The sequence below is a fragment of the Paenibacillus larvae subsp. larvae genome, assembly GCF_002003265.1.
Lineage (GTDB): Bacteria > Bacillota > Bacilli > Paenibacillales > NBRC-103111 > Paenibacillus_H > Paenibacillus_H larvae.
The window spans coordinates 2,700,306-2,721,118 of the sequence record NZ_CP019687.1 but is presented as its reverse complement, the minus strand read 5'-3'; the positions used below and the strand labels follow the sequence as shown (position 1 = coordinate 2,721,118).

24 protein-coding genes are annotated in these 20,813 nt (G+C 45.3%); 22 read left to right on the top strand and 2 right to left on the bottom strand.

All coding sequences use genetic code 11. The features are described from left to right. Positions 1-26: 26 nt before the first annotated feature. The 4 genes from nadE (at position 27) to acpS (ending at position 3,349) form a co-directional block, all read left to right on the top strand. Entirely contained in the window at positions 27-833 is an 807-nt protein-coding gene (nadE, locus tag BXP28_RS14045; protein ID WP_023485173.1) for an NAD(+) synthase, read from the top strand. A gap of 204 nt (positions 834-1,037) precedes the next feature. Next, positions 1,038-1,964 carry an ABC transporter ATP-binding protein gene (locus tag BXP28_RS14040; protein WP_036655321.1) on the top strand — a complete coding sequence of 309 codons (927 nt, stop codon included), beginning with the start codon at positions 1,038-1,040 and terminating at the stop codon, positions 1,962-1,964. After that, a complete protein-coding gene (locus tag BXP28_RS14035; RefSeq protein WP_036655319.1) occupies positions 1,957-2,862 on the top strand; it encodes an ABC transporter permease in 906 nt (301 codons plus the stop codon). The genes BXP28_RS14040 and BXP28_RS14035 overlap by 8 nt, the downstream gene beginning before the upstream one ends. A gap of 94 nt (positions 2,863-2,956) precedes the next feature. Next, the gene (acpS, locus tag BXP28_RS14030) at positions 2,957-3,349 is read left to right on the top strand and encodes a holo-ACP synthase (RefSeq protein ID WP_023485170.1); all 393 of its coding nucleotides are present in this window, start codon (positions 2,957-2,959) and stop codon (positions 3,347-3,349) included. Between the two features lie 78 nt (positions 3,350-3,427). Here acpS and BXP28_RS14025 read toward each other — a convergent pair whose 3' ends face one another. Then, entirely contained in the window at positions 3,428-3,916 is a 489-nt protein-coding gene (locus tag BXP28_RS14025) for a hypothetical protein (RefSeq protein WP_023485169.1), read from the bottom strand. Positions 3,917-4,074: 158 nt separating this feature from the next. Between BXP28_RS14025 and mutY the strand changes: the two genes are divergently transcribed. From mutY to BXP28_RS13980, 9 genes are all read left to right on the top strand, one after another. Then, positions 4,075-5,235, top strand: a complete 1,161-nt coding sequence (gene mutY, locus BXP28_RS14020; RefSeq protein WP_036657135.1) for an A/G-specific adenine glycosylase — start codon at positions 4,075-4,077, stop codon at positions 5,233-5,235. Between the two features lie 108 nt (positions 5,236-5,343). Then, entirely contained in the window at positions 5,344-5,646 is a 303-nt protein-coding gene (locus BXP28_RS14015) for a hypothetical protein (protein WP_036655317.1), read from the top strand. Between the two features lie 311 nt (positions 5,647-5,957). Continuing rightward, entirely contained in the window at positions 5,958-6,113 is a 156-nt protein-coding gene (locus BXP28_RS14010; protein WP_077585258.1) for an IS3 family transposase, read from the top strand. Positions 6,114-6,462: 349 nt separating this feature from the next. Next, a complete protein-coding gene (locus BXP28_RS14005; protein WP_024093336.1) occupies positions 6,463-6,672 on the top strand; it encodes a hypothetical protein in 210 nt (69 codons plus the stop codon). A gap of 171 nt (positions 6,673-6,843) precedes the next feature. After that, complete coding sequence (locus BXP28_RS14000) at positions 6,844-7,779, top strand: ABC transporter ATP-binding protein (RefSeq protein WP_198963608.1); 936 nt, start codon at positions 6,844-6,846, stop codon at positions 7,777-7,779. Between the two features lie 15 nt (positions 7,780-7,794). Further along, on the top strand, positions 7,795-8,571 hold the full coding sequence (locus BXP28_RS13995) for an ABC transporter permease (protein ID WP_023485164.1): 777 nt from the start codon (positions 7,795-7,797) through the stop codon (positions 8,569-8,571). Continuing rightward, positions 8,568-8,996, top strand: a complete 429-nt coding sequence (locus tag BXP28_RS13990; RefSeq protein WP_077585101.1) for a hypothetical protein — start codon at positions 8,568-8,570, stop codon at positions 8,994-8,996. The genes BXP28_RS13995 and BXP28_RS13990 overlap by 4 nt, the downstream gene beginning before the upstream one ends. Next, positions 8,969-9,553 (top strand): ABC transporter permease, encoded by a 585-nt coding sequence (locus BXP28_RS13985; protein ID WP_158529826.1) that lies wholly within the window; start codon positions 8,969-8,971, stop codon positions 9,551-9,553. The genes BXP28_RS13990 and BXP28_RS13985 overlap by 28 nt, the downstream gene beginning before the upstream one ends. A gap of 60 nt (positions 9,554-9,613) precedes the next feature. After that, positions 9,614-12,232, top strand: coding sequence for a winged helix-turn-helix domain-containing protein (locus BXP28_RS13980; protein WP_023485162.1), 2,619 nt, complete (start codon positions 9,614-9,616; stop codon positions 12,230-12,232). A 117-nt stretch (positions 12,233-12,349) separates the two neighbouring features. Here BXP28_RS13980 and BXP28_RS13975 read toward each other — a convergent pair whose 3' ends face one another. Next, complete coding sequence (locus BXP28_RS13975) at positions 12,350-12,964, bottom strand: superoxide dismutase (protein WP_024093340.1); 615 nt, start codon at positions 12,962-12,964, stop codon at positions 12,350-12,352. 377 nt (positions 12,965-13,341) lie between these two features. Here BXP28_RS13975 and BXP28_RS24340 point away from each other — a divergent pair, with 377 nt between their 5' ends. The 9 genes from BXP28_RS24340 (at position 13,342) to BXP28_RS13935 (ending at position 20,768) form a co-directional block, all read left to right on the top strand. Beyond that, positions 13,342-13,434, top strand: coding sequence for a hypothetical protein (locus tag BXP28_RS24340; protein ID WP_235430672.1), 93 nt, complete (start codon positions 13,342-13,344; stop codon positions 13,432-13,434). Between the two features lie 193 nt (positions 13,435-13,627). After that, entirely contained in the window at positions 13,628-14,035 is a 408-nt protein-coding gene (locus BXP28_RS25200) for a LacI family DNA-binding transcriptional regulator (RefSeq protein WP_367869681.1), read from the top strand. After that, positions 14,023-14,634: a LacI family DNA-binding transcriptional regulator gene (locus BXP28_RS25195; protein ID WP_367869680.1), complete on the top strand. Its 612-nt coding sequence runs from the start codon at positions 14,023-14,025 to the stop codon at positions 14,632-14,634. The genes BXP28_RS25200 and BXP28_RS25195 overlap by 13 nt, the downstream gene beginning before the upstream one ends. Positions 14,635-14,679: 45 nt before the next feature. Beyond that, the gene (locus tag BXP28_RS13965; protein WP_024093343.1) at positions 14,680-15,654 is read left to right on the top strand and encodes an N-acetylglucosamine kinase; all 975 of its coding nucleotides are present in this window, start codon (positions 14,680-14,682) and stop codon (positions 15,652-15,654) included. A 5-nt stretch (positions 15,655-15,659) separates the two neighbouring features. Continuing rightward, a complete protein-coding gene (locus tag BXP28_RS13960) occupies positions 15,660-16,961 on the top strand; it encodes a 6-phospho-beta-glucosidase (RefSeq protein WP_036655315.1) in 1,302 nt (433 codons plus the stop codon). Between the two features lie 422 nt (positions 16,962-17,383). Next, the gene (locus BXP28_RS13950) at positions 17,384-18,532 is read left to right on the top strand and encodes an ABC transporter ATP-binding protein (protein WP_036657132.1); all 1,149 of its coding nucleotides are present in this window, start codon (positions 17,384-17,386) and stop codon (positions 18,530-18,532) included. Then, complete coding sequence (locus BXP28_RS13945) at positions 18,529-19,185, top strand: ABC transporter permease (protein WP_023485156.1); 657 nt, start codon at positions 18,529-18,531, stop codon at positions 19,183-19,185. The genes BXP28_RS13950 and BXP28_RS13945 overlap by 4 nt, the downstream gene beginning before the upstream one ends. A gap of 16 nt (positions 19,186-19,201) precedes the next feature. Next, on the top strand, positions 19,202-20,095 hold the full coding sequence (locus tag BXP28_RS13940) for a glycine betaine ABC transporter substrate-binding protein (RefSeq protein WP_036655313.1): 894 nt from the start codon (positions 19,202-19,204) through the stop codon (positions 20,093-20,095). A gap of 43 nt (positions 20,096-20,138) precedes the next feature. Continuing rightward, entirely contained in the window at positions 20,139-20,768 is a 630-nt protein-coding gene (locus BXP28_RS13935) for an ABC transporter permease (protein WP_024093345.1), read from the top strand. Positions 20,769-20,813 lie beyond the last annotated feature (45 nt).

Below are 20,813 nucleotides of genomic sequence, written 5' to 3'. Positions count from 1 at the left end.
GAAAGGATAAGGAGGAACTATTTGTCATGGGCATTCAGCAGGATATTATTCGTGAATTAGGGGTTAAACCCACCATTAATGTGGATGAGGAGATCAGAAAAAGAGTCGATTTTCTGAAGGAATATGTATTGAAATCCGGAGCGAACGGTTTGTTGATCGCCATTAGTGGAGGGGTTGACAGTGCGGTAGCAACTGGTCTCTGTAAGCGTGCTACAGATGAACTGAGCAAAGAAAAGGGGAAGGAGTATAAAACGGTTGGTGTTTTCCAGCCTTACGGGGTCCAGGAAGATATTGAGGATAGTTATGCAACGGCCAAAGCGTTTGGTCTGTCTCATACGATAGAGACCAATATTGAAGAAGCAGTTAATGAAATTGCCCTTGAGGTCGAACATGGTCTGAAGCCTTATGTGAACCGTCATATGAGCAAGGAAGGAAAAGGAAACATAAAAGCGCGTACCCGGATGGTCGTGCAGTATGCCATTGCCTTTGAGCTTAATCTGCTGGTAGTAGGAACGGACCATGCCTCCGAAGCTGTTACAGGCTTTTATACAAAATGGGGTGATGGCGCTGTTGATATTACTCCGCTAAGTTCACTCAACAAACGTCAGGTCCGCATGCTGGCCAGGGAGCTGGGCGTGCCGTCCAGTGTACTCGATAAAGCTCCGACCGCAGGCCTTTGGGAAGGACAAACCGATGAGAAAGAGCTTGGAATCAGTTATGAAGATAACAGCGACTATCTGGAAGGGAAACAGGTTTCACCGGAGGTACAGGAAAAACTGGAGCGTCAGTATGTGAAAACGGCTCACAAGCGGAATGCAATTCCGGGCATCTAAATTCCCGGCACTTGACACATTGATAAATAATGTTAAAACTTTGCCGAAGACAACTCTGTCTTCGGCTTTTGGTCTTGGTTTTTTTTGAGCCAAGGTCCAGGGGGAAAACTAGACCAAAGTCGGTACGACCCATCCGTGGTGCTTTTTATAATAAGAAGAGAGTTTTGCAAAAAGCCAGGAAACGGATTGAAGGAGGAAAAGAAGTTGGAACAGATTCCGATACTTCAAATTGAGAATGTAACCAAACAGATCAGGAGAAAAACGATTATCGACAATTTGTCTTTTGAGGTAAATAGAGGGGAGGTCTTTGGCTTTCTGGGGCCGAATGGAGCCGGGAAAACTACACTGATTCGAATGGTAGTTGGATTGATGTCCATCACTAAGGGAGATATCTATGTGGGAGGACAAAGCGTCAAAAAAGATTTTGAGAAGGCTCTCCTTCAAGTAGGAGCAATCGTGGAGAATCCGGAAATGTACAAATATTTGTCCGGTTACCGGAATCTGATTCATTATGCCCGAATGATTCCGGGAATAACACCTGAACGGATAGAAGAGGTAGTGGAGCTTGTCGGACTGAAGAACCGGATTCATGAGAAAGTGAAACGGTATTCTCTCGGTATGCGGCAGCGACTGGGAGTCGCTCAAGCCCTTCTGCACAAGCCTTCCCTGCTTATCCTGGATGAACCGACCAATGGGCTGGACCCTGCGGGAATCCGGGAGCTTCGGGATTACTTGCGAAGGTTAGCCCAGAAAGAAAATGTGGCTGTAGTAGTATCCAGTCACCTTCTTTCCGAAATGGAGCTTATGTGTGACCGTGTCGCTGTTATACAGCAAGGGAGGTTAATTAATATTCAGGATATTAGAAGTGGAAATGAGGAGCAAACCGAATGTCTGATTACGTTTGAAGTTGACCGGAAGGAATCAGCTGTACGGGTACTGGAGAAGTGGAAAAACCAGACGGGAATCAGTTTGGGTGAGCATTCGGTAACACTGGAGCTGAGCCGTGAAGAAGTTGCTGAAGCCAACACGATCCTAGTAGAGGCGGGGATCAAAGTGTATGGGATCAGACAGATAAACAAAACCTTGGAAGATAAATTTTTGGAAATGACGGGAAGTGATCAAATTGCTTAATCTTATATGCAATGAGCAGATGAAAACCTATCGGAGAGCGCAGACGTGGGTTATGGCGATTTTGCTGATAGGTTTGGTCGTCATGATGTCTTTAATGATGAACGATAAGGCCCAAAAGGACTGGAAGACCCATACACAGGAAACCTTGCAGTTCTACAAGCAGGATGATACAGCGAATAGGCCGGGAGCCAAAGAACAAGTTGCCCTGCTTGAAGCACGTCTGGACCGCAATATGCCTACATCTCCGCTATGGCAAGATGTAAGACAAATGTCGGTTCTGGTATCTTTGATCACTGTATTTACTGTAGTCGTTGCAGCTGACAGCGTTGCGGGCGAATTCGGAGGCGGAACGATCAAGATGCTGCTGATCCGGCCGATCCGCAGGTGGAAAATCCTGCTTTCCAAGTATATATCCAGTTTTTTGTTTACTCTCGCTATGCTTGTTCTTTTGTTTGGCACTTCCATTTTGGTCAGCATGTTTGCTCATGGCTTTGATTTTGGCCATTTGGCATACCTGGATTTAAACAGTCAAGGGGAGGTTGTGGAAAGGAATATCCTTATCACCATTTTCAGTTCATACGGTTTGGAGCTCATTTCTCTGATTATGATCGTGACAATGGCTTTCATGGTATCTACCTTGTTCCGGGGCAGTTCTATGGCGATCGGAATCTCCTTGTTTGCCTTGTTTGCCGGTAATTCGGTAACAATGATGCTAAAAAAGTTTGAATGGTCCAAGTATTTATTGTTCCCTAACATGAATTTAAGCCAGTATATATCCGGCCCCCTTCTGTATGAGGGAACCACCGTGCTCTTTTCCTTGCTTGTTCTGGCCACTTACTTTATTGTGTTTAATGTAGTATCCTGGACTGTTTTTTGTAAACGGGATGTAGCCAACTAAATTAGCTAACATAGAAGTAAGGAGATTCCCGAAAAAGTATAGATAAAGAAACAGCTGTAAAATATGGATAAAAGACGCAGGACGGAGGAAATTGATGATTATCGGAATAGGGACGGATTTAGTGGATATTCAGCGCATCCGGACAATCTTGAAGAAAGAGTCGGGACGCAAACTGATGGAACGGATTCTTACACCGAAAGAGATAGAACTCGCCGAAGAGGGAAAAGGACAGACTGCCCAATTTACAGCGGGCCGGTTTGCTGCCAAAGAAGCCATCGTCAAAGCACTCGGCTGCGGAATTGGCGAATTGGCCGGGTTTATGGATATCGAAATTTTACCGGATGAGAAGGGAAAGCCGGTGTGTACCCTATCGGACAAGGCTAAGAAAAGACTTGGATTGGGCAGCGATGTTCGGATTCACATCAGTATTACTCATACGGATGAATTGGCAGCAGCCTATGCTGTGGTGGAAAAGCGGTCCGCTTAGCGTAGATGTTACACCTGGTTTTATAATCAAAATAGGGGTCTGTCTATAGAAGACAGACCCCATTTTGATCATCCGGCATCAGCTTCTGCGAAGCATGCAGCCGGCAGCAATAAGGCAACTTCCCCCTGCTACCGGAAGAATAATAGGAGTGTACCCCAAGTAGCAGTATCCGGAAATTCCGGTAAAGAGAAACAACAGCAGGCCGATATAAACAAAAGAACGGTTTAACCAGGCTCCGGACATAACCAGACCCACAGATAGCAGAAGTGAGCTGAATAAAGGAACGAAAAAGTCATCCATAACCCCAGTCCAGGACAAGAATAAAACAGAAGCGATAAGCATCGCTACAGTGAGCAAGCCAATCAGCCAATTTCCATCTTCTTTCCGTGAAAGGGCTTCTTTGCCACGCAGAACAATGATAAGGGTAGCCAAAACAGCAGAACCAATCAAAACGGGATTTACCCAGGATAGGGAGTACCAATCTTTGGCGAATTCCAGTACCCCGTCTGCCGCCCACTCCAATCCCCAGATCCATAATAAAGGGGATAAAAGTTGCCTATTTTTCATTTTAAAATCACCTCGAATATTCAAAGGATAGCCGATTCCCGTGTACAACACAAGCAGCGTTAGGGGGTATTTTTCTAAAATTCCAGAGTTTTCTCCTTTTTAACTTTTTCGTATAATGGAAAGATGGACAAGGAGGGACAAAGAGATTGGTAGAACAAATCTTTTCAGAAGAAAGGAAGGAGTATTTCTCGGAGCATTTGCTCAGCTGGTATGAGGTGCATAAACGGGACTTGCCGTGGAGACGGAGCAAGAACCCTTATTATGTATGGGTGTCCGAGGTTATGCTGCAGCAGACACGGGTAGATACGGTAATTCCATATTTTCATAGATTCATAGAGAAATTCCCTACCATTCAGGATCTGGCTTTGGCTCCTGAAGAAGAAGTGTTGAAGATGTGGGAGGGGCTTGGCTATTACTCCCGGGCGCGCAACCTGCAGGGGGCTGTCCGTGAAGTCCATGAACGGTATGGGGGCATTGTACCTGATGAGAAGGAGGAAATCTCCTCTCTTAAAGGAGTCGGCCCGTATACATCGGGAGCGGTGCTCAGCATCGCTTACAATAAGCCTGAACCGGCGGTGGACGGTAACGTAATGCGCGTATTGTCGCGCTTTTTTCTTATCGGTGACGACATCACAAGGCCCGCCACGCGCGTGAAGATGGAGTACCTCGCCAAAGCCCTGATCCCCGAAGGCCGTGCCGGGGATTTCAACCAGGCGCTCATGGAGCTTGGCGCACTTGTATGCACGCCGCGCTCCCCGCAATGTCTCACCTGTCCGGTGATGGAACATTGCGAGGCGCGCTTGACCGGCAGCGAAGAATCACTGCCGGTCAAGAAGAAGGCCAAGCCGCCCCGCCCGGAACGGCGGCTTGTGGGCCTTATCGTGGGGGAGGGGGAACATGCGGGCAAAATCCTTATCCGGCAGCGGCCGCCGGAAGGACTGCTTGCCCGCATGTGGGAGCTCCCCCACGTTGCGCTTCCGCTGCCTGCAGCGGAAGCAAACACTCCGCCGGCAGTGGCGGAGTGGGGGACGGAGGCGCAGCAGAAGGAGATGCTGCACCGGGAACTCGCGGACGGGGAGAAGATCTCCGTCCGCCCGATTGAGTGGTTCGCGGATACGAACCATACATTCAGCCACATCTTCTGGGACATGAAGGTGTACCGCTGTCTGCTGGGGAGCGGCCAGGAAGGTCCTGGTTCGGAATGGATTCCGTTTCATTACAAATGGATGGATTTAACCGAAATGGGGCAGTATGCGTTCCCTAAGGTATTTCTTGGGGTGTTGCGCCAATATGCCAAAGAACAGGGGACCAAGATCTGATGAAACACCCGGGTTTGCTTTGCATTTATCCTCCAGTACAGTACAATAAAATACAAACTAGGCATCATGGAGGTGCAATCTACCATTATTAGTTATGAGGTACAAAAAATGAGAACAGGACAAAGAGGGAAAAAAACGGTCATGAGACCAAAGAAAAAACGGTTTTGGCTTAACCTCAGCTATTTCCTTTATATAATCTGGATGGTGGGTACCGTTTTTCAGTTGTTTTCAGTGTCTCAACGATTTGCATTTTTATCTTATGTCTGGCATTTCGTTTTCAGCGGATTGTTTTTGGTGCTCGGGTCCATCATTATGCCAGCCAAGCGCTTTATGATGAAAGAAGAAGTTTTTGCCGTTTTTATCCTGATTATCCCGCTCTTTTTTGCCGCTTACTATTATTTTGCAACGTAAAATAAACCTCCTTCCGGCCTAAACACAAATGATCGGGAGGGTAGGCATTTTTTTGAAATGTCCACCCTTCAGATCCCGGTTCAGAAGGAGGTTTGAAGTTTTTATACTGCCGCATATTTCTTATCCTTGAATATTGAACAAATAGATACGGTTTGGATTTTAATAGAAAGATACTTATGAGAATCATAAATATGACAATGAAGTAAAAGTTTCGAACATATAGTAAGCTAGCGTCAAGGTAAGCCCTAACTGAAACGGCCCCAGGAACAGGGGGAACCTCTGAAAATGCATTAAAACAATCCTTTTACAAAATAAAAAGAGAGCTGATTCAAGGTATTACATTTCAAACACCTGAACAAGCTCGAAAAGAAATATTTAAATATATAGAATTGTACTATAATACCAAAAGAATGCATTCTTCTTTGGATTATCTTGCTCCTATTGAATTTGAGAAGGCTCATTCATAAGATTCACCTAACCTAGCGTCCAGTAAATGTTGACAAGTCCAATGTTCTAAACGGCTTTAGCTCTATATTCCTTAGGGCTGAGGCCGTTTAGTCGTTTTGGTAGCGATCATAATTATAAAGTAGGGCAATGGCCAGACGCTTTTCTTTATGAAGTTCCTGGATTGCAACATACTTAGATTCATATCGTACTTGACTTAATGTCGCCTCCTTTCGAGTTCCCTCTAAATGCATTCTCTGCTCGTAAGCGTTCGTTTTCTCTTTCAAGCTTCTTCATTTCTAATTTAATTTTTTCTTCTGGTGAGAGTTCTGTTTTTGCCTTATTTCTTCCACGTCAGGGGAGAAGAATCGTATGCGTTGTCGATCTCACAACACCAAATTGGCTGGCAAGGAACATATTAAAGTCCAATGCGAATATAGAGGGATTGACATGCTCTTGCTCGCGACCGAAACCACTGTTCTTTCGATCGGGGTTTGTTCTCCCGTACTACCTTCAGGAATTGGCATTACGGCAATCATGGGTCTAGATCGATTGACGCCAAACATTGGTTGTCAGTACTAATAATGGTCATGAAATGAACCTGCAATGTATGTGCATAAAACCACCATCATCTAATCCGTTTAGTTTGAAAAATCAACCTTGTAATCGACCATTCAGTTGATTTATTTCTTTGATCTAAACGGTAAGATGAAGACATAAAAATTTAGGAGTGAGCACTATATGACCTCGAATTTGCCAATCATCGAAGTGAGCGGGCTAAGCAAAAGCTTTGGCAGCCGCATGGCTTTGAACAATGTAACGTTTGATGTATATCAGGGTGAAATTCTATGCTTTCTTGGCCCGAATGGGGCAGGGAAGACGACGACAATCAATATTTTGTCGACCACATTACACGGTGACCAAGGCAAAATCCATTACTGTGGTGAGCCGGTGAATCGACATACAAGCCGATATAAACGCGAGCTTGGAATCATTCCGCAAGATTTGGCGGTATATGAGGACATTTCGGCCGAGGCGAACGTTCGTTTTTTCGCTTCACTATACGGTTTGAAGGGAAAGGAGTTGGAACAAGGGACGAATGATGCACTTGAATTCGTAGGCCTAGCAGACCGTAGAAAAGATAAGCCTAAGACATTCTCCGGGGGGATGAAACGGAGGCTGAATATGGCCTGCGCCATCGCTCACCGGCCCAAACTAATTATTATGGATGAGCCCACGGTAGGAATTGACCCGCAGTCCCGCAACCATATTCTCGGGTCGATACGCAGGCTAAGGGACGAAGGGGCAACTATCATTTACACAACGCACTATATGGAAGAAGTAGAGGAAATATCTACCCGAATTTTAATTATTGATCACGGTGAGGTTATTGCATCCGGCACCAAAGAAGAATTGAAGGAACGGCTCGCTGACGAGAAGCGCTACGAAGTGGAGGTTGAAGAAACAAGCGGGCTGAATGAAATTGATCTGTTTCAGATTGACGGCATCAAGGGGGTTAACATTATTGGCAACCGGATTCATATCTCAACATTGAAAGGGATTGATAATCTGGACCAAATTATTGCAAAATTAACGTCCTCTGGACTGAAAATTTTAAATCTGACTGGTTTTTCTCCTAGTTTAGAGATGGTTTTTCTCAATCTGACCGGCCGTACACTTCGGGATTAAGGGAGGGATGAGAAGATGATTGATTCAGAGAAAAAAACAGGGCAGCTGTACCCATTTTTCATTATTTTGAAGCGTGATTTTATCAACCTTATCACCAATATCGGACTTATCGTGACCAATACTTTATTTCCGTTGCTTTTAATTTTAACGCTCGGTTATTTGGGAGGGGGTCTTTATGGTGGAAAGGACGTTACCGCTTACGATTATTACGGCATAACGATTCTAATTTACAATGCTTTGAACGTATCAATGACAGCTTCAAACAGTTTTATGGAGCATAGTGTGAAGCGCAGCAATCTTCGCATATTGTACGCTCCGATTCCAAAGTCATTCGTATACTTGTCCAAAACAGCAGCCTCGTTTCTTTTCACAAGCCTGTTTTCCGTTGCACTTGTGATGCTGCTGCAAATGGTATTTGGCATTCATCTTGGTGGATATAATGCGGTTTATACGACAATTGTGCTTCTGTTTTTTAATTTGTTTTCATCAGCATTAGGTATCTTATTCTGTTGCCTCTTTAAAGGTGAGGAATTGACAAACAAATTTCTTTCGACGATAAATAGCGTGTTGGCGGTACTGGGCGGTATATTTTTTCAATTAGACGGCTTTGGCGAGACAGTGAAAAACATATCATATTTATCCCCGGTCAAATGGGTGACGGAAACGCTATTACGTATCGTTTACGATGGAAATTTCAATCTGTTTCTGCCGACATTGTTGAGCTTTGCTTTAGTAACATTTCTGCTTTTATGGGGCTGTAAACGAATGTTTAAAACGGAGGACTACACATGAAGACGACCTTTCGCATTTTTTGTAATCATTCCCTTCGTATGTGGAATCGTAGGAATGTCATTGTGATCACATTACTGATGACGGTTGCTTCAATGGCACTAGCAATCTACTTCACGGCCAAATCGGAAACGAAAGGAACCTTGGCGGTGGTGGAGAGCCATGGAGTGAATCTGAATCTAGATCTGGAGCAGTACCGGGTCAAATATCTGGACCAATCCCCTCCTAGATCAGAGCTTGTTAGAAATAAATATGATGCGGTGGTTACTTTTGCCAGCGATGGTTCCCATAGCATTGACACATTGAAATCAGATGAGTTCAAGGAGCAGTTGGAGCAAGCCATCCTCCATCCGGACATGCCGTTGCCTGTGAAACCCCAACGGGGGTTGGGAGCAACATATTGGGCTACCTCACGATGTTTTTACTAATTCAAGCTTTGTTTTATTTACAGCTATTTTCGGATGATAAGAAAACCGGCACGTTCCGCCGGACTGCCGTGTCCCCTGCGGGGATCGTTCCCTATATGACAGCACAGTGTCTGTTTGGATTTATAGCTGTTTATGTGCCAACGTGGTCAGTATTATTTCTTGCGAAGGCTGTAGGAATAGATATCGGCTTTGGCCTTGGGACTTACTCGCTGCTTCTTGTCTTTCCTGCACTATTAGCGGTTTCCTTTGCCTTGTTTATGGCGGCTTGGATTGAGAACGCCGATACCGGGCTATCATTATCGTCAGGCATCATCCTTCTTAGTTCGCTACTTTCGGGCAGTTTTTACACTATTGCCAATGAGAACGGCATTATGAAGGTCTTTGTCCGTATTTTCCCGCAACAGCATTTTATATCGCTGGTCCAAGACATGGAACTAAAAGGAAGTATCGGATCATACGGGGGGTACGCACTTTATGTGCTTGCCGCATCAGTGGCCTTGGCGGCGGCAGGTTGGTTCATTTGCAGGAATCGTTTTCTCAAAGGATGGTACGGGTAAAGTTGGCATTCGTGTTATAGTAATGTTACACATATTCACACGAACGAGGCAGGTGAAAAGATGGGCGGTTTCCAACTACTTTCCGCCAAATTGAAAGCACCCGTATTGCGTAAGCAATTCGTTCCGCGTACCGAATTATACCGGAAACTTGACATGCTCTCCGACCGTAAGGTTACGGTCGTACAAGGCTTGGCAGGGAGCGGAAAAACCACGCTGATGACTTCATACATGAGGGAGCGTCCAGATCTGGGGTGGCGCTGGCTTACGCTTGACGAAACGAATAACGACGTGCGTTCTTTTTGGTATTACACCATAGAAGTTTTAAAAGAGCTGCTTGATCAAGAACCAGATCACTTGCTTACGATGTTCGAAGCGATATCCCAAAAGCCGAATTTGGATCATCTGCTCGTACTATTGGTCAATAAGCTGGAAGAGTGCGGGGCGGCGGGAACGCTGGTATTAGATAACTTTCACGTTCTCAATGATACTGCCTTGCTTCAAAGTCTGTCATTTTTCCTTAATTTTAGTCCCGAATCAATCCGACTCGTTCTTCTGACCAGAGAAACCCCAAAGTTATACTTAGGTGATTTCGCCATGTCAGGTCTATATTTGGAGATTAGCGAACGCGAACTTGCGTTTACTCAAGAAGAAGCGGATTTATTTTTGACCCAAACGCTCGGATTGAAGCTCGAACCTTCTGCTGCTGACAAGTTGTATCATTGGACTGAAGGATGGGTGGGAGGTTTGCAGCTCTCTGCTCTTGCGTTAGGTCATCGTACTCATACCTTGACGGAGCCGGTCGGAAAATTGAACAAATACATGATTAACTATTTGTCGAATGAGATCTTGCTGTCAGTATCGGAAACGGAGCAGCAGTTCATGTTGCAGACGTCCGTGCTGACGTATTTCAACGAAACAATCTGTAATCGGATGCTTGGCATTAATAATGCGGCAACAGTGATTGCGAAATTGTTAGAAAAGCATTTATTCGTGTTTACCGTGGATGAAGAAAAAGGGTTGTATCGCTATCACCAGGTATTTGGGGAATTTTTGCGGGGAAAGCTGCGGGAACGGGGCACGGATGTTATACGGTTGCTCCATTATAAAGCGGCAGAAGCTTACGAAGAAATGGACAGTTGGGAGGAGAGCCTGCAGCATTATTTGCAGGCCGAGAATTATCAAGAAGCTGTGCGTTTATTGTCGGCAAGCGGACATCGGTTTCAAAACTGGACGTACCTGCTTCAGATTCCTTTGGACGTTTTATCATGCAGCCGACCACTAATGTTCCAGCGGTTGTTTTATCATTTTTGTAATTTGGAAATTGATGACATGAGGCAAATTGTAAGTCTGATTCCAAACCAAGAGGAAGACGGTTTGTGGAGCTTATTTCAGTTTTGCTGTTTTCTGCTGGGGGATAAGACTTTTGATCTACCTGCCGGTATGGAATGGCTTAATGATTGGGAGACGATAGAGATCGATGATGTCACACGGGCCATCATTCTGGTGACGGGAGGAACCATGCTGGCACTCAAGGATGAATTCGGGATGGCCATGAATTGGTTTGATCAGGCCATGCTGCTGGAAGAATTATCGCCGAATCCCTATTTGCGTTTTTCCGTTTTGAGTAGCCGGGTTCAAGTACTGGAAACGTTGGGCGAATTAACGACCTGTTTGTCACTGTATGAAGAAATGTTTTGTCTGTGTGACAATTATCCCATGCTCGATCCGATGCGGGCTGTCACATGGATCGGACTTACCGGTATCCGGTTAAAGATGATGCAACTTGAACTGGCCGAAGAGACGATGGCTGCAACCAGACGGTTACTACCGGATGAAGAAAATCATCTGGGAAGCGGGTATTTATATAACCAAATGGAGCTTCGTGTACTTCGCCGCGATAAGGCAGGTGCGATAGAATTACTGGAACAACTGCAGACCTATCCGCTTTATCAAAGCCCGACCTATTTTACCTCCATCTTAAAATATATGCTGAGGTGCGGTTTAAGAAACATTGAGATGGAAAACGCAGTTTTAGAAAGGGTTGAAGAGCAACACGATACGGCCGCCATACGCTTAGATGATCGTTTGGTATGTGCCCGAATCAGGGCGGCAAGAGGAGAGTCGGAGCTGGCGCTGCAACATCTTGACGTTCTGCTGTCATATGCCAGAAAGCACGGAATCCGTACTGTTTTGGTTGAAGGACTGCTGTTTAAGATGTCGCTTATAACCTCCGGTTCCACCTCGTCTAATAAAGAAATACTTCACGTTCTTCGGGAAGCGGTGCATTACGGATATGAGCACGAACATCTAGCTCCTTTTTATTTAGAGATAGAGACGATTCGGCCTTATCTCAGCCTATTTCTGGTTGATCCGAATCAGGAATTAAATTCCAGAGAAAAACGGTTCGCGCAGCGAATTCAATCATTCGTGGTTGAAGTGAAGAAGGGAAGATCTTTACCACTAGCGAGTGCGGAGCAAGAAACGGCGATTCTCAGCAAGCGCGAGCTAGAGGTACTTCAGGTGTTGGCTGCTGGCCGCAGAAACAAAGAAATCGGAAAGGAGCTGTGCATTTCGTTAGCTACAGTCAAATCACATGTCATCAACATTTATTCGAAGCTTCAAGTATCGAACCGGGTCGAGGCCGTGGAGCGGGGAAGAGAGCTCCGATTGCTCCGCTAATGGTTAGAAAAAGAAAAATATCGTACTAAACTGTAAAAACGCATTCCCTAAGAAAATGTGCGGGAAAACCAAAGGGTCTTCCGAATCTTAGGGAATGCGTTTTATAAGTATCTAAAACTATTTCTTGGCAGCTTCGTATTGTTTGTTGGCTTCGTCCCAGTTAATTACATTCCAGAATGCGGCGATGTAATCAGGGCGTTTGTTTTGATATTTCAGGTAGTAAGCATGTTCCCATACGTCGATACCCAAAACAGGAGTCAAGCCTTCCATCAGCGGGTTGTCCTGGTTACCCGTGCTGTGGACAACCAGTTTGCCTGCTTTGTCTACGCTCAGCCATGCCCAGCCGCTTCCAAAGCGGGTTGTTGCTGCTTTAGCAAAATCTTCTTTGAATTTCTCAAATCCGCCCAGTTCCTGATCAATAGCCTGAGCCAGAGCGCCTGCAGGCTTTCCGCCGCCATTAGGGCTTAGCAATTTCCAGAAGAGGGAGTGGTTAGCGTGCCCACCGCCGTTATTACGGACAGCTGTACGGATATTTTCTGGAACGCTGTTCAAATCACTGATCAGATCTTCCACAGATTTGGAGGAAAGGTTATCGTGACCTTCCAAAGCCGCATTCAGATTAGTGACATAAGTGTTATGATGACGATCGTGATGGATCATCATGGTAGTTTCATCAATGTGGGGTTCCAAAGCATTGTTAGCATAAGGTAGTGCTGGTAATTGGTAAGCCATTTTTGAAAACCTCCTAATATGTAATAAATTGCTTTAAGCCTATTATGAATGAATTTTGATAATAAATCAACATTTATGTATCGAAAGTCCACTACGTAAAGGCTGTGCACAGGCGGATTAAAATATATCCGAAGAAGCGACACTTATTCTATACCCATTTTTGATGTGGGATAAACAATTTTTTGGATAATATTAGAAAAAATGAGTTGACAATGGAAAGTAAAAGCGTTTATTTTCCTGGGTTTCGGTAGGAGACCACATGCGTGTAAAGGAAGATGGTTTTAAAGCATCCGATTACGGAATTCCAGATAGCTTGATGAATATTTATACAAAGATGGCAAAGTGTATGCATTCCGGTATACAGTTATAGTTCTGTATTGGTTTATAATAAGGATATGTTTGATAAAGCGGGGCTTTCTTATTCTCCTGCGGACTATGATGATCCGTCCTGGACTTGGGACAAAATGTGATTACGGGGTACTCTGAGCTGAATACAATTATTAAGAACGAAATAGAACGTGCTGAAAACGGGCAAAAATCGATGGAATAAGTTCTTCCAAATATGGAAAAGAGTATCAATGATATTTTGGCAAAGCGGAAATAATGAAGCACTAGAATCCAATCAAGCAGGGAAAGCAAATTAATGGCGGGAGTTCGATCGAAATGAAAATTAATATTTTGGATGTGGCAAAAAAAGCCGGCGTTTCCGTAGTCACGGTTTCACGTGTATTGAATAACACCCCATCGGTGCGTGAGAAAAACAGGCAGAAGGTACTTCGGGCCATTAAAGAGCTGGACTATTGTCCAAACTCGGCGGCCCGCAGCCTGGCCAGGGGAAAAACTGGCGTCATCGGGTTAACACTGACTACGCTTCAGGATTCGGTTTTTGACGGCATTGTCAAAAGCGTGAACGAGGAACTGGAAGGGCATGGCTATTTCTTGGCGCTGTCCATTCATTCCGATTTGAATAACGACCCGCCGAAAGAAAACAACTTTTTATTCCAGGAAGACAGGGTGGACGGGATTATCGCCCTATCCCCATGGATGAGGAACACGATGTGCTGGAATTAAAAAGAAAGAAGATCCCGTTTGTACTCCTGGATAATCAAAACGAAGACCTCAATGCTTCCATGGTGAATGTGGACAATGATTTGGGCGGACGTCTGGCAACAAAACATTTAATTGAACTGGGTCACCGGAAAATAGCTCATATCAGCGGGCAGGAGCTTTTCATGAGTACGAAGGAAAGAAGAAAAGGGTATCTGAATACTATGGTGGAAGCAGGGCTTGAGCCCTGGGTAACTCCAAGCAGGGAGTTCAACATGCGGGAAGGATTCCGGATTGCCAAGGATTGGATTAGAACCGGTAATGTTCCTTCGGCAGTATTTGCTGCCGATGACTTTTTGGCTTTTGGAGTTATGGAGGCCTTTCGGGATGAAGGTTACCGTATTCCGCACGATATCTCAGTCATTGGCTACGACGATCAAAGTTTTGCGGAAGATTTCCATCCGGGACTAACAACCATCCGTCAACCGGTAGAGCAGATGGCTCAACAAGCGGTTAGACTTCTGCTCAAAATAATTGACGGGACCCTAAAGCGAAATACTTCGTCGAAATTGGAACCGGAGCTTATCATTAGGGAATCCACCGGGCGATACAGGAAAGCCTGAACTTTCCTCATCAAGGAGTGAATTCCTTATACAGGAGGAGGAAACGTGAGCTACTACTTAGGTTTGGATGCCGGCGGAACCAAAACATACGCTGTCATTGTTGATGAAACGGGCCGCGTTGCGGGACGGGGAAGAAGCGGTCTGGGTAATCACCAGACGAACAGGCCCCGGGCAGAGCAGAATATCCGGCTGGCGGTGGACCTGGCCCTTCAAGATGCGCAGCTGCAAAAAGTAGATATTGATTTTGCCTATTTCGGGCTGGCTGGAGCTGACCGTGAGCCGGACTTTACTATACTGAGACCGATTATTGCAGGTCTCGGGTTTTCGAAGTATGAGATTGCTTGCGATACCATTATCGCCATGCGGGCAGGTACCTCCCGGCCGTTTGGAGTGGTCGTCATTTGTGGAACCGGTACCAACTGTTCCGGCATGAACCGCCAGGGTGAAAGCTATCAATGCGGCGGGTTCAGCTACATGTTCGGGGATTATGGCGGAGGGGGGGTTCTGGCAGTCGAAGCTTTCCGGTCTGTCATCCGGGAATGGGACGGCAGAGGACGTCCTACCCTGCTGACAAAGCTGGTACTCCAGCGGTTGGGATATTCAACCACGGAGGCCATGTTTCATGATTTTCTCGACCACGGCAAGAGAGTCCCCTCGGATTTGGCTGAGCTGCTTTTTGAAGCATCGGCCCAAGGGGATGAAGTAGCCCTTGACCTGTTGCGTTACCAGGGAGAGGAATTGGGGCGTTCAGTTCAGGCGGTTGTGAGAAGGCTTAGGCTTGAACAAGAGGAGCTTGATGTGGTCCTGGCCGGAAGTGTCCTGACACGAGGACAAGGAGACTACGTAATCCGCCATATAGCCGGTATGGCTGTGGAATCGGCTCCCCGAAGCCATGTCCGCAAGCTGGATTGTGAACCTCTGGTTGGTGCGTTGTTATTGGCGATGGAACGGGATGACCGTTCAATAGAACCTGATATTCAACAGCGTTTGAAGCAAATCCAAATGGAACCCAGGGAGTGAGAGAAATGAGGGAAAAGTTGAAAATCGTTGTTATCGGTGGAGGCTCCTCTTACACGCCGGAAATTATTGAAGGATTTATTTCACAGCATAAACATCTGCCGGTAGGAGAAATTTGGCTTGTCGATATTCCTCAGGGTGAACACAAGCTGAATATTGTCGGTAATTTGGCCAACCGGATGGTTGAAAAATCAGGTCTGCCGATTGAGGTTCATCTTACCTTAGACAGACGTGAGGCTTTGAAAGGGGCGGATTTTGTTTCCACCCAAATGCGTGTAGGTCTGCTGGAAGCAAGGATTTGGGATGAGACTATTCCGCTCAAATATGGGGTAATCGGCCAGGAGACCACCGGTCCAGGGGGAATGATGAAGGCACTGCGGACGATACCGGCCCTGATCGGGATTGCGGGGGATATGGAGGAACTTTGTCCGGATGCCTGGCTTCTTAACTTTACAAATCCCGCAGGAATGGTAACGGAAGCGGTGATGAAGTACAGTTCCATAAAAACGATAGGTCTGTGTAATGCGCCGATCGGTATGCAAAAATGGCTTATGAAAACTTATCAAGTGGCGGCAGAGAAGATCTATACGGAATTCGTCGGATTGAATCATCTTCACTGGATTACTCAAGTAAGGGTGAATGGAGAGTCCAAACTGGAAGAATTGTTAGATGATCGTGAAGGTTACTCTGCAAAAAATGTGGAACAAATGTCCTGGAACCCTGCCTTTATCCGTTCCCTTGGGGCAATTCCGTCCTATTATCTGAAATATTATTACTTAACGGATGAGATGCTGAAGGAGCAGATAGCCTCTTCCAAGGAACAGGGAACCCGTGCCCAGGTTGTAAAACAAGTAGAGGATGAGCTCTTCGAACTTTATAAGGACCCTGACTTGAAAGAAAAACCGAAACAGCTCGAAAAGCGGGGCGGCGCCTATTACTCGGAGGCGGCTGTTAATTTAATGAAGTCATTATTTAATGTTACAAAGGATATTCAGACTGTAAATGTGCGGAACGGGAAGACGCTTGATTTCCTGCCGGAGGATTCGTGTATTGAGGTAAACTGCATTATTACGGGACAGGGCCCTATTCCACTTTCGGTAAGTCATGTGCCTGAAGCCACAAAAGGATTAATCCAAGCGGTTAAATCTTATGAGATTTTAACGATAGAGGCAGCTGTAACCGGGGACAAGGGAACGGCGCTTCAGGCTTTGGCACATCATCCTCTTATCACCTCCGTCAATACGGCGGAGAAACTGTTGGATGAAATGCTGGAGCATAACAAACTTTATCTGCCCAAGTTTTTTAATTAATGCATTTTTTTCATATTGACATGCCGTCTGTTTTAAACGGCATGTCTTTTTTTGTTGGCCAATAAAAGCGGAAGCTCTCTGTTTGAATCAATTTCATAAAACAACAGGTTCGGATGGAAATCTAAGTTATCATTATTGTCATGAATATCGTTTATGTTTCTCTATCTATTATCAGGCTGCTGGATTATTTGCATGAGGCCGCCCCGAAAGCGTTTATTCTATCTTACGAGCCGCGCAACTTCAAAGGGGGATTTTGGACAAAGAGGCTAAAATCTTAGTTGTAATCTGTTTCACATTTGCTTTATTGGGGTAATAACAATGTTAACCCGGGTTTTGTGCCCTTTGTTCCCCTGATAAGTCATAGCAGAAAGGGAACTATACGCAGCAAAATTAATAACAAAGAAGGGGTTGTGAACGCCTATATGATTCGATTCGAACATGTAAGCAAAAAATATGACGACGGCTTTATAGCACTCAAAGAACTGAATTTGGAATTTGCCGCAGGCAAACTTCATGTCCTGATTGGCCCGAGCGGCTGCGGGAAATCTACCACTATGAAACTGATAAACCGCCTGATTAATCCCTCCAAAGGCAAAATTTTTATCAAGGATAAAGACATCTCTCAGATTGATCCCGTAAAATTGAGACGAAATATCGGATATGTCATCCAAAACATCGGACTGTTTCCACATATGACGATTACCAAGAATGTGGGAGTAGTTCCCCGTTTACTTAAATGGGATCATAACCGGATTGAAAAACGCGTGGATGAACTGCTCCGTTTAGTCAATCTTGACCCTGATACATACCGGAACCGCTATCCTTATGAACTCAGCGGAGGCCAACAGCAAAGAATTGGAGTCATTCGGGCCTTGGCAGCAGAGCCGGACATTATTTTGATGGATGAACCATTTAGTGCCCTTGACCCGCTCAGCAGGGAGCAATTGCAGGATGACATCATCTCCTTGCAGGAAAAGCTCAAAAAGACCATTATTTTCGTAACCCATGATATGGACGAAGCAATTAAGATAGCCGATAATATCGTGCTGATGAAAAATGGAGAGGTAGTTCAACAAGGCCGCCCGGAGGAAATTCTCCGCCATCCGGCTAATGACTTCGTCAAGAACTTTATCGGAACTAAGCGGCTTCAAATTGGTGTGCCTGATACGATTCCGGTTGTGGATGAAGTAATGGTGAATCACGTCGTAACCGCTTATCCGGGAAGGGGAATGGCTGAAGCCTTGAAGATGATGGAAAAAGGTCGTGTAGATTCTCTGGTGATTGTCAATAAAGAGAATCAGCTTATCGGCTACACGACAATCTTCCAAATTCTGAACAGATATCGGGAGGAGAACATTACACTTGGAGACATTACGAAACCGTTTAAGCATGTGGTCCGTTCGGGAACTTCCCTGGCAGATGCGGTTTACATGATGAACGAACATAATTTATCCATTTTGCCGGTTATTAAAGGGCATAATGATTTCGTAGGTCTTTTAACCAAGGGTAGTGTCGTCAAACATATGGCAGACGTATATACTCCTTCGGTAGAAGGAGGAGATGATGCATGAATGTGTTTATAACCTATTGGAGTGAACGGACCGGGGATATTATGACTGCACTTGGGGAACATATCATGATTACCTTTGTTTCAGTTATACTGGGATGCCTGGTAGCCATTCCTCTTGGCATTTTCCTCGCTGGAAACCGGGTTAAATTCATTAACAGCATTGTGTTCATGATTTCTAACGTTCTTCAGACCATCCCGAGTTTGGCTTTGTTGGCCATGCTGATCCCGCTTCTTGGTGTAGGGATAAAACCGGCCATTTTTGCTCTTTTCTTATATTCGATCATGCCGATCTTGCGCAATACCTATACGGGTTTCCGCTCTGTGGACCTAAATCTGATAGAAGGGGCCCGGGGGATGGGTTACAGTACGAGACAAAGGTTGTTCCTGATCCAGCTTCCGCTTTCGTTTCCGTACATTATGTCCGGCATAAGGACCACAACGGTCTATATCATCAGCTGGGCCACATTGGCTACTTTGATTGGAGGTGGAGGCCTGGGCCAACTGATATTCTCGGGCATGGGAGTGAATAAGAACGAGATGATTGTAACCGGGGCGCTGCTGGCCGTGGTCTTGGCTTTAGTCATTGATTTTATTCTGGGACGGGTTGAAATTTTTGTCGACAATAAAGTCAAAAGCAAACCGGTGCAAGTCTGAAATGGGGGGTAACCAAATGAAAAAAATAATCAAACGAATGTCCCTCCTTGTGATCGTTTCTGCGCTGGTTATGACTATTACCGGGTGCGGTAAAAGTGACAGGATCATTATCGGGACTCAAACATCGTCAGAACCCAAGATTCTGGCTTCCATGTATAAACTGCTCATTGAAGATAGGACGGATCTGAAAGTTGACGTGCTTCCTGACCTGGCTTCCAGTCCGGTCGTTATTAGTGCCATGAAAAAAGGGGAGATTCAAATGGCTACCCTGTATACGGGGGAGATTTTTAATAACTATTTTCCCGTCAAAGAGACTAAAGATCGTGGAGAAGTGCTAAAACAGGCCCAGGAAGGATTTAAGGAACATTTTAATTTCAAATGGTTTGATCCGTTAGGTTTTGAAAATACGTATGCCTTTACGGTCAGGAGTGAACTGGCCAAGGAAAACAACCTGAAAACCATATCGGATGTAAAAAATATGGCTTCGAAGATGACGCTTGGAGTAGATACAACATGGCTGGAACGTGAAAATGACGGATATCCTGCTTTCACCAAATACTATGATATTCAGTTTGGGCAGACGCTTCCGATGGAAATAGCGCTTGTCTATAACGCTGTTGCCAGTAAAAAGGTGGACATCGTGCTTGCCTACTCTACTGATGCGCGTCTGAAAGAGTACAATCTGCAAACCCTGGTGGATGACAAGCAATTTTTCCCTCCTTATGACGCCTCACCGGTTATCAAACAGGAAGTGCTGGATGCTCATCCGGAAATTGCGGAGGTTATCGGTGAATTAATCGGAAAAATTGACGCAGAAACCATGATTAATCTCAACTACGAGGTAGATGTGAACAAGCGGAACGAGAAAAAAGTGGCGGAAGAGTACTTAAAGAAGATAGGTTTGCTTTAATGGATGGCTCGTTTATTTTCAAAAAAACTGAGGGGAAATGACTATGCAACTATTTTGGAATTATATCCGTGAGAACTGGGTTGATTTACTCAGTCTCACTTATGACCATATTTTGATGGTCTTTATCGGGATTTTTTCTGCACTTGTCGTCGGCATTCCTCTTGGGATGCTTGCGGCAAGAAGAAAAAGGCTGGCACCGGTTATTATGACAATCGGAAACATCCTGCAAGTTTTTCCGAGCCTTGCCATGCTGGTGCTGTTAATGATCGTTTTCGGGCTTGGCTTCAAGACCGTTGTGATCGGATTGTTTCTATATTCCTTAATGCCTATTATCCGGAACACCTATGTAGGCTTAAAGCAGGTTGACCCGTCCATTACGGAAGCGGGAAGAGGAGTCGGCATGAGTTCTACCCAGCTCTTATTTAAAGTTCAGCTTCCGTTATCCCTGCCGTTTATCATGACCGGCATCCGGGTAGCGGCGGTTATTGCTATCGGTGTTGCGACGATTGCTCCTCTTGTTGGAGGAGGAGGTCTCGGACGCGAAATTTATTCCGGAATTAATATGGATAATGCGGCCAGACTGTATGCGGGTGCCGTTCCGGCAGCTCTTCTGGCCTTGATTGCAGATTTGTTATTCGGTCGCCTAGAGAAAAAGATGAAACTGGATCGTTAAAATTCAGCAGCCGTACCTTCGGGTACGGCTATCGTATTATTGACC